We start from the raw sequence: 13,141 nt of genomic DNA, 5'->3' as shown, positions 1-13,141 counted from the left end.
AAATTTCAATATGCTCCAATGATTATCATCATGCGTTATTAGCCTAAACAGCGCTATCTTGCAGCCGGTTTATAGAAAAAAGCATCGATACAATGAAGAAACTGATTGGATACTTTCTATCCCCCATCCATTATATATTCTTTGGTGGTCTCTTATTGATTTTCCACCCTATCCAGTGGCTCTGTCTTAAAACAGGAGGCTATAAAGCCCATAAAACCTCCGTTGATATACTGAACGGCCTGTTATCCTGTACCTATCTCCTGCTCGGCAGCCGGGCCCGCTTTGTGAACCAGCAGGCATTGCCTACTGACCGTCCGATTATCTTCGTGGCTAACCACCAGAGCATGTACGACATTCCACCCCTGATCTGGGGCTTGAGGAAACACCATGCTAAATTTGTTTCCAAAATAGAACTGGCCAGTGGTATTCCCAGCATTAGCTTTAACCTGAAGTATGGAGGTGCCGCGAACATTGACCGTAAAGATAAAAAGCAGTCTATGGGTGAGCTGCTCAAACTGGGTGCCCGTATGCAGGAAAAGAACTGGTCTGCCGTCATCTTCCCTGAAGGTACCCGTAGCCGGAATGGCGAAATGAAGCCTTTCATGACCGGCGGGGTGAGCATTCTTCTCAAAAAAGTGCCCAATGCTCTCATAGTTCCTGTCGCCATTAATGGCAGCTGGAAGTTTTTCAGGTACGGAAAATTCCCACTCAGCACTTTTGAAAAAATGAGCTGGACTATCCTTGCTCCTATTGAAACTGCCGGCCGATCCGCAGAGGAAGTTTTGCTGGAAGCAGAGAATGCTGTCAGGAAAAGTATTGAAAATCAATAGTAAATTCTACCATTCGCCTACTTTTGTATCATGAATCGTTTGTTTGTATACGGCACTTTGCGCCCGAATGAAGAAAATGCGCACATTCTTGAGGCTATTGGTGGTACATTTAAGAAAGGGTTCATTTATGGTACTCACTACACATCCGGTTTCGGCCCGGGTAAGGAATATCCTGGTGTAGTGCTTAGCGGTACAGGCAAAATTCCCGGCTATATCTTCTACTCCGATCAGCTGGCCAATTCCTGGACTGCGCTGGATGAATTTGAAGGTGAAGGATATTACCGGGTAAGTGTAGAGGTGCAGCTGGAAGACGGCACAACGACCACTGCATATATTTATACGACCGACGCACCATGAGATGGGTAATTAGGGGCTGAAGGTGATGACAATACAAAAATCAGCAGGGTGCAGATGATTGCTTCTTTAGGTGTCATAGCAGGTTTATTTTATGCCATCCATTTCCCTACGTACGGAAGTATAGACATGATCTAATACTGACCTGACCATCAGGTGGCGGGCCTCTTTATAGGAACAAAAACCATATATAGATATTTTGCCAGTTACTTTGATCCTGCCGTGGATGCGGTACCACATGACCAGGATACTGTCTCCTTTGGGTCTGTATAAAAATTCCTCAAATTTTACAGGGACAATGGTTTCGAATTTAAAATACTTGAATATAGGAACCCACATGATACCATGTTTAATATTGTTTATGGATATGCTTACACCGGAGCAGGCATCCTTTGCCCTTACACCGCTTGAATCTTCCAGGTAATGAACGCTTAATGGCACATCTTTTAAAGTGCTGGCTCCAACGCAGCTATTGGTACCTACGGTATGACCTTTTAAATATGTAAGCTGAATCACTTCGCTTTCCCAATCATCTTCTCTTTGGGTTTCAAGATGGCTTTGGTATAAGTTGGCACTTAGTTGTACCGTACTGAAAATAATTATAAGAATGCTAAATAGTATGAGGAAGATGATCAGGGCTTTGTGAATGCGGGTCATGTACAGGGGCTATTAGTTGTTCCAAGATAGTGAAAAAAGAAGAGGTTGAATCAAAAGTAATCTGAAGGTATTGAGAATTACATAAAAGAAAATTCTCTCCATCAGGTACCCGAACCAGATGCCGGGAATTTTACTCTTTGATACAACCTCTTCCAGATTATTCAACTGTAATACTTGCCATGTGATATTTCAGGTTTTCACTTTTTCGTTTGGAGGTGATGACCATTACCTGGTTTCCTCCATCCTGCGTTATACCATCGAATTCCATAGCGTAACCGGATGAAAGGGATGGTTTTTTGTCAATAAAGACCTTACTAAATTTCCCATCTTTAGTGGCGCTTACACAGGCGATGGCCAGTATATTTTTTTGCTTCTTTTTAGGTAAGTAGGCTACTTTTGACTTAGCAGGATCTACTTCGGTATTTTTACGGCTGTCCATGAACAAGAAGCGCAGGCCATCGTCGGCTGTCTTCAGGACGATGGTGCCTCCATATTGTTCAAAGCCAGTTGCAATCTGGTGTTTGGTGATCTTTTGTTTCCATTCCAGTTCCTGTTGCTGGTTGAATTTGAATACGTAAAGATCGCCGAATTCATAATGCACGGAACCGGTAGGCCCATATTCCCTTTTTATCATGGTTGTATTACCTGCATAAGAGATATTTGGATTTCCTATCGGCACAGCTACTTCTTTGGACTCAAAATAACGTGCCTGAGGAATAAACAATTTTCTTTCCAGCACGATGATCTGACCGCCATCTTTTGTAGAAAACTCCGCAATGGGTTCAGACTGGTTTCTCAGGTACTCTTCCGGCAGCGGAGTTTGTTTTACTTTTTCGGCTTTACCACTTGCCAGATCAAATGTGCCGGTAACCAGGGAAGCATAATATTTCTCTTTTCCCGGACTACCCAGTCCCATAAATTGTACATTATTGCCGACAGCTTTGCAGGAGCTAAGGGTTTGCAATCCGGCTGGCAAAGCTCCCATCACGACTGCTTTACTATGCCCTTTGGGATCAACCTGTGTAACCGTGTATTCCAATGGGTTATAGTCTTCATCTCTCCCACTCTTTACGGATTTTGCAGTAATGAGGTTCAACAGGCCTTCATTGGACAGTGCAAATTGCCTGTCTTCAATACGCTTGCCTTCGGGCTCCGTTACCATTACCTTCGTTACTACCTTCATCTGCCTGTCTATCACCACACCTGTATAAGAATAAGGGCGGCTTTGGGAATAACTCCTCAGCAACAGGTAGAAATGAGAGCTATCCGGCGAAGTGCCTGTATATTTCAGGGACGCTCCTTTCAGCTCAATGCTGGCACCGGTGGCATTCAGGCTACCGTCTTCCGGATTTAACTCATAAAAAGTACCGTCTTTGTGTTTGTCAGCTGAATATAGCAGGAATACCTTGTTACCAACGCTGATGCCTTCTTCGAAGGATTTTCCATCCAGGGCTGTTAATTGTTTTGAATACCCTTGCTTCAGATGCTCATTATAGAGGGTGATGGTAGTGCTTTTGTCGCGCCTGCCATCGTCATACTGCAGGTCTAACATTTTTCCCTGACCTGCGGGGAAGGAACGGTGAACATCTATCTTGCTGTCCGCCTCTGATTCATTCACTGTAATCTTTTGTGCCCGGGCTATAGGCACGAACAATGCTGATAAACTTAAAAGTATTATATACTTCATGGTAGGGATAAATTATCCTGCAAAAATATGCAATTAGCGCTGAGTTTCTATTTCATCTTTTGCACTTACCCAAAGCTCAAAATGTGGGAAAGAATGACCTTTAAGCCATATCAATTCATTGCCCAGCACTATTTTCTTATTTACATTCCCATTGATAACCGGCTTCCACTCCGGGCAATATACCTTACAAAACACCCCTGCCGCCATTAAATCCCGCCCCTCAAAACAGACCTGTGTAATTTTCCCCTTCTGCTCCTGCATATTCACCTTCAAATGGTCATAAAAGAGCCGACTCGTATCCTCTCCGGGGTTGATCAGCACAAATCCTTCAGACAGCGGCCTCCGGGCAGGATCCAACAGTACCATCTTTGTTTTTTCTGCCAGCACCCGTACATATTCATAGATCTCACTGGTATCTTTCCCGATAATAGTTAGGGACTGCCCATATATCTGCATACCAGTAAATAAACAAACAATAAAAAAAACACTTCATATCAAATATGATTTTTAATACATATCTTCATCCCGTTTTAAAACCCAATTAAACCCAGACACAATGAAACCTATCTTCCTGTCCCTGTGCTTAGCCCTCTTTATATTCAGTTGTAAAAAAGAGCTAATAATTCTTACCTGAATCAACCGTTTATGAATGTTCATACGCTGGATGGATCAGGATTGCTGCATTCTTATCAATATATAGAATATCACCAGGATGTGCCTGACACGCTCCATACTGTGCTACTAAAATATTAAAATAACAAACCCCGGGCTTACGATCCGGGGTTTATTATTTTAGTTAAATATAAAAAGCGGGAGCACGACAACTCCCGCTTACTCATAAGCCTCTTTAACAATTAACAATCACTCATTTTAAGCTTCCTGTGCCATAGCCAATGCCTTAGGGAATAAGATGTTGTTCTCCAAATGAATATGTTGTCTTAAGTCTGTATCGAACTCCTGCAATTTTTCATATAAGAATCTATATGAATTACAGGCACCCTCCGGCACCTGGTAATTATTTGTCAGTCTGCGCCACTCTTCCAGCGATTCGCCTGATGAACTGTGTTCTTTCATCATCACTTCTACAGTACCCCTGATGTAGGGCAATCCTTTTTCACCTGCAGCCAGTTGTTTGATAGCAGGGAACAGGATCTGCTCTTCTTTTTCCAGGTGATCCAGCAGGTCTTCCGCCTCGCGCAGGATGGCTTCTCTCAGGTCTATCAGTTCAGGGTGGGTATCACCATGGTGTTCTGCTACCTTTTGGCCAAACTGCCAGATCACAGGCAATGCTTCTTTTACATATTTATGGTGTGTACCCAGGATATGTTCTACCAGCAATGCGGGTGAGAGTACACTCAGATCATTGCCTGCCTGCTTATCTTTTGATTCGGCAGTCTCCAATGCCTTCCACAATACTTCTTCAGTAATACCACCCTGCGCTGCCGCCTGCGCAATCGTCTGACCGCCACCACAACAAAAATCTATACCAAAACCCCTGAACACATCGGCCATGCGATAGTCCTTTCCAGCCATTTCACCGACTGTGATTACATTATTTCTTACCATGTTGAAATGTTTTAAATTTGATTACAAGTCTTTTCTATTAAATCGCCGCAGCGCCCAGCATAAGGGCCACCCCATCCATATTAACAAGAGAACAAATGCCGTGAGCATACCACCCACGCTACCAAAGAATGAGGCAAACACCGCGCCTGTATACCCCATCATCGCAGCACTATCCAATCTTAATAACACTATGATTCTTCCTAAATCGATCGGGTTCAAAGCCCCCATCACCACTGCAGGTTTCTCCAGCGGATAATCACTGAACTGGAACAAGAGGAACAATACCAGGCCATCATATAAAAGAGAAAAATAAAACCAGGAGAGTATTGCTACGCCGATCCCTCTTGCCTTATCTCTCATGATCACGGAGCCTAATATGGCCAGTGCTGAGAAGATCACTGTCAATGCCATCCCCACTACGATCAATAATACCGCCGTTATACTCCCGTCGAAAATCAACAGGGGTACGCCTACGCCAACACAGAACGCGATCAGCAATGACAAGGCCAGCCCGACATATACACTCAGCAGGATCTTCGTTCTCCGTAATGGCTGACATACCAGCAATTCTATAAATGCAGATGCATTGTAATAATAGATCGTAGAAAAAATAATACTTACCAGCGGCAATACAATCAGCACGATATTCAATAAACTCAGTAAAGCTTTTGTTCCATTATCTGTCAGGCACAGTAACAACATTGACACGACCAGCAACAATACAGTATAACTCACCAAAATCCGGTTGCGTAATATATCCAGCACTACGTATTTAATAATCTTTTTCATAGTCCTCCGTTTTCCATGACACGAGCCATTGCGCGTACTAACTTTTGCTCTCCTGTTTCTGCCTGCAACGCTGCCACCTGTTTATGAAACTGTACTTTGCCATCCTGCAGGTAGGCTACTTCATCGACCAGGTCATCCAGTTCTGACAGGATGTGGGATGTAATCAGCACCAGCTTTCCATTCTTTGTTTCCTGCAGGATCTTGTCCTGCAAGATGCCTGATGCTACCGGGTCCAGTCCGGCAGTGGGTTCATCCAGCACCAGCACTTCAGGATTGAATAAAAATGCCAGGCATGCACTGACCTTCTGCCTTGTACCACCGGATAATGTCCGCATTGGTTTGCCGGCTAACTGTGGCAGTTTAAATGCCTTTACCAGGTCTTCATCCAGCTTATTATACTGCCTGATATCCTTCATCATTTCCATCACCTGGGAGATGGTCATATTCTCAGGATAGCTACTGATCTGTGGCATATAACCGATATTCGCCCGATAGTCACAGCTACCTAAAATAGAGCTGTCTTTGAAAGTAATATCTCCTTTATCGGGTACTACCATTCCCAGCAGGCTCTTGATCAGGGTGGTCTTTCCACTCCCGTTAGGTCCTATCAAAGCCACGCTTTTGCTTGCCGGAAATGAGAGGTTGATATTGTCCAGGGCCTGCAGCCGGCCAAATCGCTTATAGATATTTGTAAAACGAATCATAGTGCAAGGGGTTTCATGAAAGGTGCACGATCCACCAGGTTCACAGGGGTGATACCCGGCATTACTTTTTCCGTCCGGTCCAGCAGACTCACCATGAAGCTGTGATACAACATCATTACAGCGGGGTTCTTATCTGCGACCATTGCATACAAGCTGACCGGGTGATAAGGCACATCTCCCTTCCCATCCCTGTTCAGGTCATAGCCTTCGTATTTATCCCAGTAGTTGTTATCAAAATTGTTGAGTACCAGTGAGCCATTGGTGGCTACGTCAAAGGTGTTGCCAAAGAAATTGTTGTGCGTGATCCTGTTCTCAGAGCAGCTGGCCTGAACCTTCATCGCCCAACCATTTGTTTTAAACACATTTGCCGTCACCTGTACCCTTGTGGTGCCTTCCATATAGATCCCCACAGTATTGTCTTCAAAGTGGCTCTGTTCCATCCTGCTATCTGTAATCTCCTTCAGCAAAATACCATAGGCACCACCACCCTGATTGCCAGCAAACCTGTTCCGTTTCATATCCACACCATGTGAAAACATTACTGATACACCTGCTTCATTATGTTCAAAGATGTTGTCTTCATAGTGATCATTGTGCGAAAACATAAAGTGCAAGCCATAGCGTACATTTCTAAAACTGCGATTCCCTTTGATCAGTGAATTCGTTACAAACTCAAAATAGATTCCGTCCCGGTGCTGCGTCACTGTATTTCCTGTCAGCTGCATATTATCGCAATGCCAGCAGTGAATTCCATTGCCAGATTGTACCCGCTGACTTGCGTTAGATCTCAATATATTGCCTGCGATCACACAACTGTCTGATTGCTGGCAATAGATGCCAAAAAAGGTTTCTTCAAGAATATTGTTTTTGATGGTCACATGCCGCACATTTCCCAGCTTAATCCCTGCCAGGTCTTTCCAGTCAGAAAATCCTGAATGCCTGATTACAAAACCTTCGAGTGTAACATGGCTGGCCAGGATCAATACCACTTCATACTTACTTTCGCCATCCAGTACTGGTTTGCCAACGCCTTTCAGGTATACGGCTTTGTCAATAACAAGGCCTTTTTCATAATATACCCCGGCAGGTACTATTACAGTATCTCCTGTTGCTGCCTGCTGCAAAGTGGTCTTCACCGAGGCTTTGACAGTCCATACCCTGGCCCATGCATGCAAGGGCAGCAGCCACAATAATATTATCGATATAGCTCTTTCCATGTGAGTGATTCTCCGTTAAATGCTTTCAAATGCACACTGTCTGCAAAAGCAGCAATGTCACTACCCATAGGAGAATGGAATGCAGTACTGTGCAATAGCCTGCTATCTTCCGCTTTGATCCACTGACCATCTGCAAAGTCTAACAGGTAGATGCCGCCGATCTCTTGTCCGCCGGCTTTCAACGCTGCCAGCAAACAATGCACATCATCATACTTAAATACCTTCCCCTTCTTAGTTACGATCTCCGCACCAAATCTCTTATCTGAAAAACCCATTTTACAGAAGTCACAGGCATCCTGTCCGTACCTGATAGGTGCTGGTCCTGTACTGCAACTTTGTAAGCCCAGCATTAAGCCACCGATCACAAAGAAGCCTTTTTTAAACTTAAATGACAGTAACACGAGCGCTGCTCCTACACCAATAAAAATCCATCCACCTACATCAGGGATAGAATATGCCCCGAAATTCAACAGCTGTTTGTACCCCAGCAAAGGCGGCTGATATGCCATCCCTGGTACCCTGATGGGTGCTTCAGGATTCAGGTGGTGCCCGTAGTTATATTCCCACCTGTAGAAATCCACCATAGCAACAACGGCTACCAGCAGGAACAGGGCTACCCAGGCATAATACAGCTTCCTGTTATTCATCGCACCTACTACAAATCCCAGCACTGCCAATCCGCCGATGATAAAAGGTAAAATCTTAAACTCTAAAAAATCTTCCGTATGCAATGTTTGCATACCTATATAATGGTTTAGTCCATTCACGATATCCACATCCCCACGTAATCCATTAGCAGCAATTTTCAATGTAAGCCCTTCAGGGTATTGGGGGGCGGCCAGCTCTATTTTCCAGATAGGAAAATAGAGCACTGCCACCATCGCCAATGAAAGCATGAAAATGACTGCCCGAAAGCGGGTTGACAATTTTCTTTGCATTATGATCAGTTTAGTTTTTCGCTACTGCGCTATCAGGCAGGTTAGTACCATATTTCAGCGGGGTGTTTGCACCTGCTTTGGATACTCTTACATAACCCTGCATTTCCTGGTGCAGTGCGCTACAGAAGTCAGTACAGTAGATCGGGAAAACGCCCTCAGCATCAGGCACCCACTTCAATGTGCAGGTTTCGCCAGGCATGATCAGGATTTCTGCGTTAGCAGCACCTTTCACAGCAAAGCCGTGAGGGATGTCCCAATCCTGTTCCAGGTTAGTAACATGGAAGTATACTTCATCGCCTACGCGAACACCTTCGATGTTATCAGGTGTAAAGTGGGAGCGGATAGCTGTGATATACACATGTACCTTGTTGCCTTCACGTACTACTTTTGCTTCTTTTTCACCCCTCGTTACATAAGGATGTTTGTTTTCGTCGATTTTGAAATACTTCACAGAGTTATTCTTAATCAGTTCAGCAGGAAGCGCCTGTGCGTAGTGAGGTTCACCCACGGTCGGGAAGTCCAGGATCAGCTCCATCTTATCGCCTGAGATGTCGTACAGCTGGGCACTTTGAGCCAGCTCAGGACCCGTAGGCAGATAGCGGTCTTTCGTGATTTTATTATATGCGATCAGGTATTTACCGAAAGGTTTTTTGGTGTCGCCGCCAGGAATACACAGGTGACCTACGGAGTAATAAGTAGGTTTCCGGTCGAGTACTTTCAGGTCTTTGATGTTCCATTTAACTACTTCTGAAGAAACGAAGAAGGAGGTATAAGCATTCCCTTTCCCGTCGAATTCAGTGTGTAAGGGGCCAAGGCCGGGTTTCTGTACTTCGCCGTACAGGGCGGATTCGTATTTAACAACAGGGATGCCCTGGTAGTCGCCGTCGAAATCTTTCTTTTCGATTGCAGCCATCAGCTTGTCGAAAGAAAATACCGGGATCAGCGCAGCCAGTTTACCGCTACCTACGATATATTCACCAGTTGGGTCGATATCAACACCGTGTGGAGATTTAGGACAAGGAATGAAGTACACGAAATCTTTCAGCTGGGAAGGATCCAGTGTCAGCACCTTGTTTTCGATGGTAGAAGTGGCACTATGCGTAGTTTCATTATACACGTTGTGTGCATAACGGGAGTTTTTCAGGGTGCCTTTGTTATTGCGGATGTATTCTTCTGCTTTTTTCCAGTTTACAGCCATGATGAAGTCTTTATCACGCTGAGAAGCGTTTACTTCAAGCAGGGTGTGTGCCTGTTCTACATTGTAGCAGGAGAAGAAAAACCAGTCATGGCTCTTACCTTTACCGGCATGGCTCAGGTCAAAGTTGATGGCAGGGGTCAGCAACTGGAAAGCCAGGGACATACGACCATTGCTACTGTCAATTTTGATAAAGCTGATGGTGCCATTGAATGATTTTTTGTAATCGGCGATAGGTACGTCCTGGTTGTCGCCAATAGGTACGCTGAAGCGTGTACCGGCTACTACATATTCTGTATTTTCTGTACAGAAAGGTGAAGAGTGGTTACCGGCGCTGTTAGGCAGTTCGAGGATCTCTTCAGTTTTGAAAGTAGCGAGGTTGATACGTGCTACCCTTGGCGTGTTGTTAGCATTTGCGAAGAGCCAGCGGCCATCGGGTGTACCATCTTTCTGAGACAGTTCCAGGTGGTGTTGGTCATCCCATGGCAGGGAACCGTGAGATGTTTCAAGCATAGGTTTGGTTTCTTCGCTGTAACCATAGCCATTTTCAGGCATTACGGAGAATACAGGGATGATTTTCAGCAATCGGCCTGAAGGAATACCATAAACAGACACCTGACCATTAAAGCCACCGGATACGAAGTTGTAAAACTCGTCGTATTTACCCGGTGCTACGTAAACCTTTTCAGCCGCACCAGCAGTAATGGCACCGGCTTCATTGCGGGGTTTACAGGATGCGAATGCTACGAGGAGCACCGCTATTGAACATAAGCGCATAGAATTGTTATTTAGATGAATCATTGTTACGCATAAATTCCAATACGTCTCTTGTTTCCTCATCGCTCAGGTGCTGATTAGGCATGCGAACCATGCAAACTGCCAGCATTGCCTGTGCGTGCGGATCTTTGTCGATCATCTCATCTGTATTGCTTACGAAGTTCATAATCCATTCAGCGGATTTCTTCTTCGTAACACCTTTCCAGCCGGGTCCCACCAGCTTTTCATCGCTTAGCTTATGGCAGGCTGCGCATTTTACTTCATACACAGTTTTTCCGCCTGCAATCATTTTCTGATCCAATGTGGCGCTCAGCGCTACATTAGTGTACTTCCCCGCTCCTTTGATGGAATCGTATGCTGCAGAAGATGCAGACGTGGAACTCTGGAGACTATTGTCTTCAGCTACAGGTGCCGACGAGTTCTCCTTAGAAGGTTGGCTGTTGTTTGAGCAGGCCCAGGTGAGTCCCAGTAGCACTGCTGTGTAAACATACTTTTTCATTTATTAAAGATTGTTTTCTGACAATTCCTGAACACAACATTACGCCAGTTATAGCTCCTTAGATATGATCCAAATCATAAAAACGGTCTTGATATTAATCACCCGGAAACCTGCCGGAGATCATTTATCGGCATGACGTGTCGGGGTAGCTTTGAGTATATCCAACAAATCGTACACAATGATTATCCACACCGACCTGCTGCGAGAATGGGGGGCCATCTGCCTGACAGCGGAAAAAGGCCGGGTTATCTTTACCGAGGGGGAAGAAGCGCACTTTTATTACCAGATTGAATCCGGGGAAGTCCGGATGGTGAATACCGGGGCTAACGGAAAGGAATTTATACAGGGGATCTTTGGATCAGGGGAATCCTTCGGGGAGCCACCGCTTTTCACAGGCGGGGAGTATCCTGCTGCTGCTGTAGCTGATAGCGACAGTAAGATCCTGCGACTGCCTAAGCCGACCTTCATTCGATTATTAAAAGAGAACCCGGACATTCATTTTGCATTTACTTCTCTGCTGGCAAAGCGACTGCGGCAAAAGTCGATCCTCTCCAGGGAGATGACCTGCAGTGAACCGGCTGTGCTGATAAGAGGCGTGCTGAAGCGGTATACGGTGCCGGAACAACTGCATGGGCGTTTGCGGGTTACGCTGACCAGGCAGCAGATTGCAGATATGACGGGATTGAGGGTGGAGACGGTGATCCGTACTATCAGAACGATGTATAAGAAAGGTGATCTGTTGGTAAATAAAGGGAAGGTGTATGTTTGATACCATTAAGAAATGGGCGTATTTGTCCCTCGTGAATTTATTGATCGTTTCTGTACTTGGTGTAATACTGAGGTACAAGGGAGCGTTTTCCCTGCCTGTGCCGGATTATAAATACCTGTTGCATGCACATTCTCATTTCGCATTCTCAGGTTGGGTGACAACGATATTGTTTACCTGTTTTGTGTATCTGATTCCGTTCAGGAAGACGTATGTATACCAGTTCTGGCTGAACCAGGTAGCGGGTTTTGGTATGCTGATCAGTTTTGCAATACAGGGGTATGGGCCGGTGTCAATTGCATTTTCCGCGCTATCGGTGGTGTTTAGTTATTGGTTTGCGTGTTCATATTTGAAGGATATTCGTTTACTGAGTTTTCCTCCTTTGGTAAAGTCCTGTTTGCAGCTTGCGATAGCATTCCTGGTGATTTCCAGTGCGGGACCGTTTATGCTGGCTATGGGGAAGGGAAATATGGTACTGTACAATAATGCGATTTATTTCTATTTACATTTTCAGTATAACGGCTGGTTTACGTTTGGGGTAATGGCCCTGTTCTTTTGGGCAGCACCGCGGTTTCATATTTACCTGGCACCGAATTTTAGTAAGGTCTTTGTGATTTTGATGGGGATTGCATGTGTGCCGGCATATTGTATGTCTACCTTATGGGCGCATCCTCCCGGATGGGTATATATGATTGCAGGGGCAGCGGGCATGATACAACTGGCGGCCTTGGTATTTTTGATATTGGCGGTGCCGGTGATTAAGCATTTACATGTGTTGTGGGTGTTGGCTTCCGCTGCCTTTATTATTAAAATTGTATTGCAGGTATTGACCCTGGTGACTCCCCTGGGAAGGTTTGCGTATGGGTTCAGGCCGGTGGTGATAGGGTATCTGCATTTGGTGGTGCTTGGGTTTGTGAGTTTTTTAATTATAGGCTTTTTGATCCTGAATAAGTTGCTGAAGGTGGATAAAGTGGGGCTTGGAATTTTTATAACCGGGGTGATAGGCAATGAGGTGATCCTGATGGTGCAGTGTGTGATGGCATACTTTTTTGGGAGCGGGACACCGATGGTGCCATATTGGTTGCTGGGAGCGGGCGTGGTGATGATGACGGGGATCGGGCTGATGGTGGCAAGGCAGCGGAAATAAGTTTATCTTTGTGAG

Annotated in this window: 14 protein-coding genes; 4 read left to right on the top strand and 10 right to left on the bottom strand. The window is 45.1% G+C overall.

The window, feature by feature from the left end; translation table 11 throughout:
- Nucleotides 1-92 precede the first annotated feature (92 nt).
- Together DXN04_RS05705 and DXN04_RS05700 are read left to right on the top strand one after the other, a co-directional pair.
- Entirely contained in the window at nt 93-830 is a 738-nt protein-coding gene (locus tag DXN04_RS05705; RefSeq protein WP_116852314.1) for a lysophospholipid acyltransferase family protein, read from the top strand.
- 30 nt (nt 831-860) lie between these two features.
- Nucleotides 861-1,187, top strand: a complete 327-nt coding sequence (locus tag DXN04_RS05700; protein ID WP_116852313.1) for a gamma-glutamylcyclotransferase family protein — start codon at nt 861-863, stop codon at nt 1,185-1,187.
- A gap of 84 nt (nt 1,188-1,271) precedes the next feature.
- Here the strand turns inward: DXN04_RS05700 and DXN04_RS05695 are convergent, their stop codons facing one another.
- The 10 genes from DXN04_RS05695 to DXN04_RS05650 form a co-directional block, all read right to left on the bottom strand.
- A complete protein-coding gene (locus DXN04_RS05695; RefSeq protein ID WP_116852312.1) occupies nt 1,272-1,841 on the bottom strand; it encodes a hypothetical protein in 570 nt (189 codons plus the stop codon).
- 157 nt (nt 1,842-1,998) lie between these two features.
- Entirely contained in the window at nt 1,999-3,528 is a 1,530-nt protein-coding gene (locus DXN04_RS05690; RefSeq protein ID WP_116852311.1) for a hypothetical protein, read from the bottom strand.
- A gap of 33 nt (nt 3,529-3,561) precedes the next feature.
- Complete coding sequence (locus DXN04_RS05685) at nt 3,562-3,984, bottom strand: hypothetical protein (RefSeq protein WP_116852310.1); 423 nt, start codon at nt 3,982-3,984, stop codon at nt 3,562-3,564.
- A 414-nt stretch (nt 3,985-4,398) separates the two neighbouring features.
- Entirely contained in the window at nt 4,399-5,094 is a 696-nt protein-coding gene (ric, locus tag DXN04_RS05680) for an iron-sulfur cluster repair di-iron protein (RefSeq protein ID WP_116852309.1), read from the bottom strand.
- Nucleotides 5,095-5,115: 21 nt separating this feature from the next.
- Nucleotides 5,116-5,883 (bottom strand): ABC transporter permease subunit, encoded by a 768-nt coding sequence (locus DXN04_RS05675; RefSeq protein WP_116852308.1) that lies wholly within the window; start codon nt 5,881-5,883, stop codon nt 5,116-5,118.
- A complete protein-coding gene (locus tag DXN04_RS05670) occupies nt 5,880-6,587 on the bottom strand; it encodes an ABC transporter ATP-binding protein (protein WP_116852307.1) in 708 nt (235 codons plus the stop codon). The genes DXN04_RS05675 and DXN04_RS05670 overlap by 4 nt, the downstream gene beginning before the upstream one ends.
- Nucleotides 6,584-7,804 (bottom strand): nitrous oxide reductase family maturation protein NosD, encoded by a 1,221-nt coding sequence (locus DXN04_RS05665; RefSeq protein ID WP_116852306.1) that lies wholly within the window; start codon nt 7,802-7,804, stop codon nt 6,584-6,586. Before DXN04_RS05665 ends, DXN04_RS05670 begins: the two co-directional genes overlap by 4 nt.
- Complete coding sequence (locus DXN04_RS05660; protein WP_116852305.1) at nt 7,783-8,742, bottom strand: nitrous oxide reductase accessory protein NosL; 960 nt, start codon at nt 8,740-8,742, stop codon at nt 7,783-7,785. The genes DXN04_RS05665 and DXN04_RS05660 overlap by 22 nt, the downstream gene beginning before the upstream one ends.
- A 10-nt stretch (nt 8,743-8,752) precedes the next feature.
- Complete coding sequence (gene nosZ, locus DXN04_RS05655; RefSeq protein ID WP_233525519.1) at nt 8,753-10,714, bottom strand: Sec-dependent nitrous-oxide reductase; 1,962 nt, start codon at nt 10,712-10,714, stop codon at nt 8,753-8,755.
- Between the two features lie 7 nt (nt 10,715-10,721).
- Nucleotides 10,722-11,213 carry a c-type cytochrome gene (locus DXN04_RS05650; RefSeq protein WP_116852303.1) on the bottom strand — a complete coding sequence of 164 codons (492 nt, stop codon included), beginning with the start codon at nt 11,211-11,213 and terminating at the stop codon, nt 10,722-10,724.
- 178 nt (nt 11,214-11,391) lie between these two features.
- Between DXN04_RS05650 and DXN04_RS05645 the strand changes: the two genes are divergently transcribed.
- Nucleotides 11,392-11,982 (top strand): Crp/Fnr family transcriptional regulator, encoded by a 591-nt coding sequence (locus DXN04_RS05645; RefSeq protein ID WP_116852302.1) that lies wholly within the window; start codon nt 11,392-11,394, stop codon nt 11,980-11,982.
- A complete protein-coding gene (locus tag DXN04_RS05640; protein ID WP_116852301.1) occupies nt 11,975-13,126 on the top strand; it encodes a hypothetical protein in 1,152 nt (383 codons plus the stop codon). The genes DXN04_RS05645 and DXN04_RS05640 overlap by 8 nt, the downstream gene beginning before the upstream one ends.
- The last annotated feature ends 15 nt before the right edge of the window (nt 13,127-13,141 follow it).

The organism is Chitinophaga silvisoli (genome assembly GCF_003412465.1).
In the GTDB taxonomy this organism is placed as follows: Bacteria; Bacteroidota; Bacteroidia; order Chitinophagales; family Chitinophagaceae; genus Chitinophaga; species Chitinophaga silvisoli.
Note: the sequence above shows the minus strand (reverse complement) of the source record. Positions and strands in the feature narration are given on the sequence as shown.

Coding starts and splice junctions, on each gene's coding strand:
- DXN04_RS05700 (WP_116852313.1), top strand. CDS start 861: ATGAATCGTTTGTTTGTATACGGCACTTTGCGCCCGAATGAAGAAAAT.
- ric (WP_116852309.1), bottom strand. CDS start 5,094: ATGGTAAGAAATAATGTAATCACAGTCGGTGAAATGGCTGGAAAGGAC.
- DXN04_RS05685 (WP_116852310.1), bottom strand. CDS start 3,984: ATGCAGATATATGGGCAGTCCCTAACTATTATCGGGAAAGATACCAGT.
- DXN04_RS05675 (WP_116852308.1), bottom strand. CDS start 5,883: ATGAAAAAGATTATTAAATACGTAGTGCTGGATATATTACGCAACCGG.
- DXN04_RS05695 (WP_116852312.1), bottom strand. CDS start 1,841: ATGACCCGCATTCACAAAGCCCTGATCATCTTCCTCATACTATTTAGC.
- DXN04_RS05660 (WP_116852305.1), bottom strand. CDS start 8,742: ATGCAAAGAAAATTGTCAACCCGCTTTCGGGCAGTCATTTTCATGCTT.
- nosZ (WP_233525519.1), bottom strand. CDS start 10,714: ATGCGCTTATGTTCAATAGCGGTGCTCCTCGTAGCATTCGCATCCTGT.
- DXN04_RS05670 (WP_116852307.1), bottom strand. CDS start 6,587: ATGATTCGTTTTACAAATATCTATAAGCGATTTGGCCGGCTGCAGGCC.
- DXN04_RS05705 (WP_116852314.1), top strand. CDS start 93: ATGAAGAAACTGATTGGATACTTTCTATCCCCCATCCATTATATATTC.
- DXN04_RS05690 (WP_116852311.1), bottom strand. CDS start 3,528: ATGAAGTATATAATACTTTTAAGTTTATCAGCATTGTTCGTGCCTATA.
- DXN04_RS05645 (WP_116852302.1), top strand. CDS start 11,392: ATGATTATCCACACCGACCTGCTGCGAGAATGGGGGGCCATCTGCCTG.
- DXN04_RS05640 (WP_116852301.1), top strand. CDS start 11,975: ATGTTTGATACCATTAAGAAATGGGCGTATTTGTCCCTCGTGAATTTA.
- DXN04_RS05665 (WP_116852306.1), bottom strand. CDS start 7,804: ATGGAAAGAGCTATATCGATAATATTATTGTGGCTGCTGCCCTTGCAT.
- DXN04_RS05650 (WP_116852303.1), bottom strand. CDS start 11,213: ATGAAAAAGTATGTTTACACAGCAGTGCTACTGGGACTCACCTGGGCC.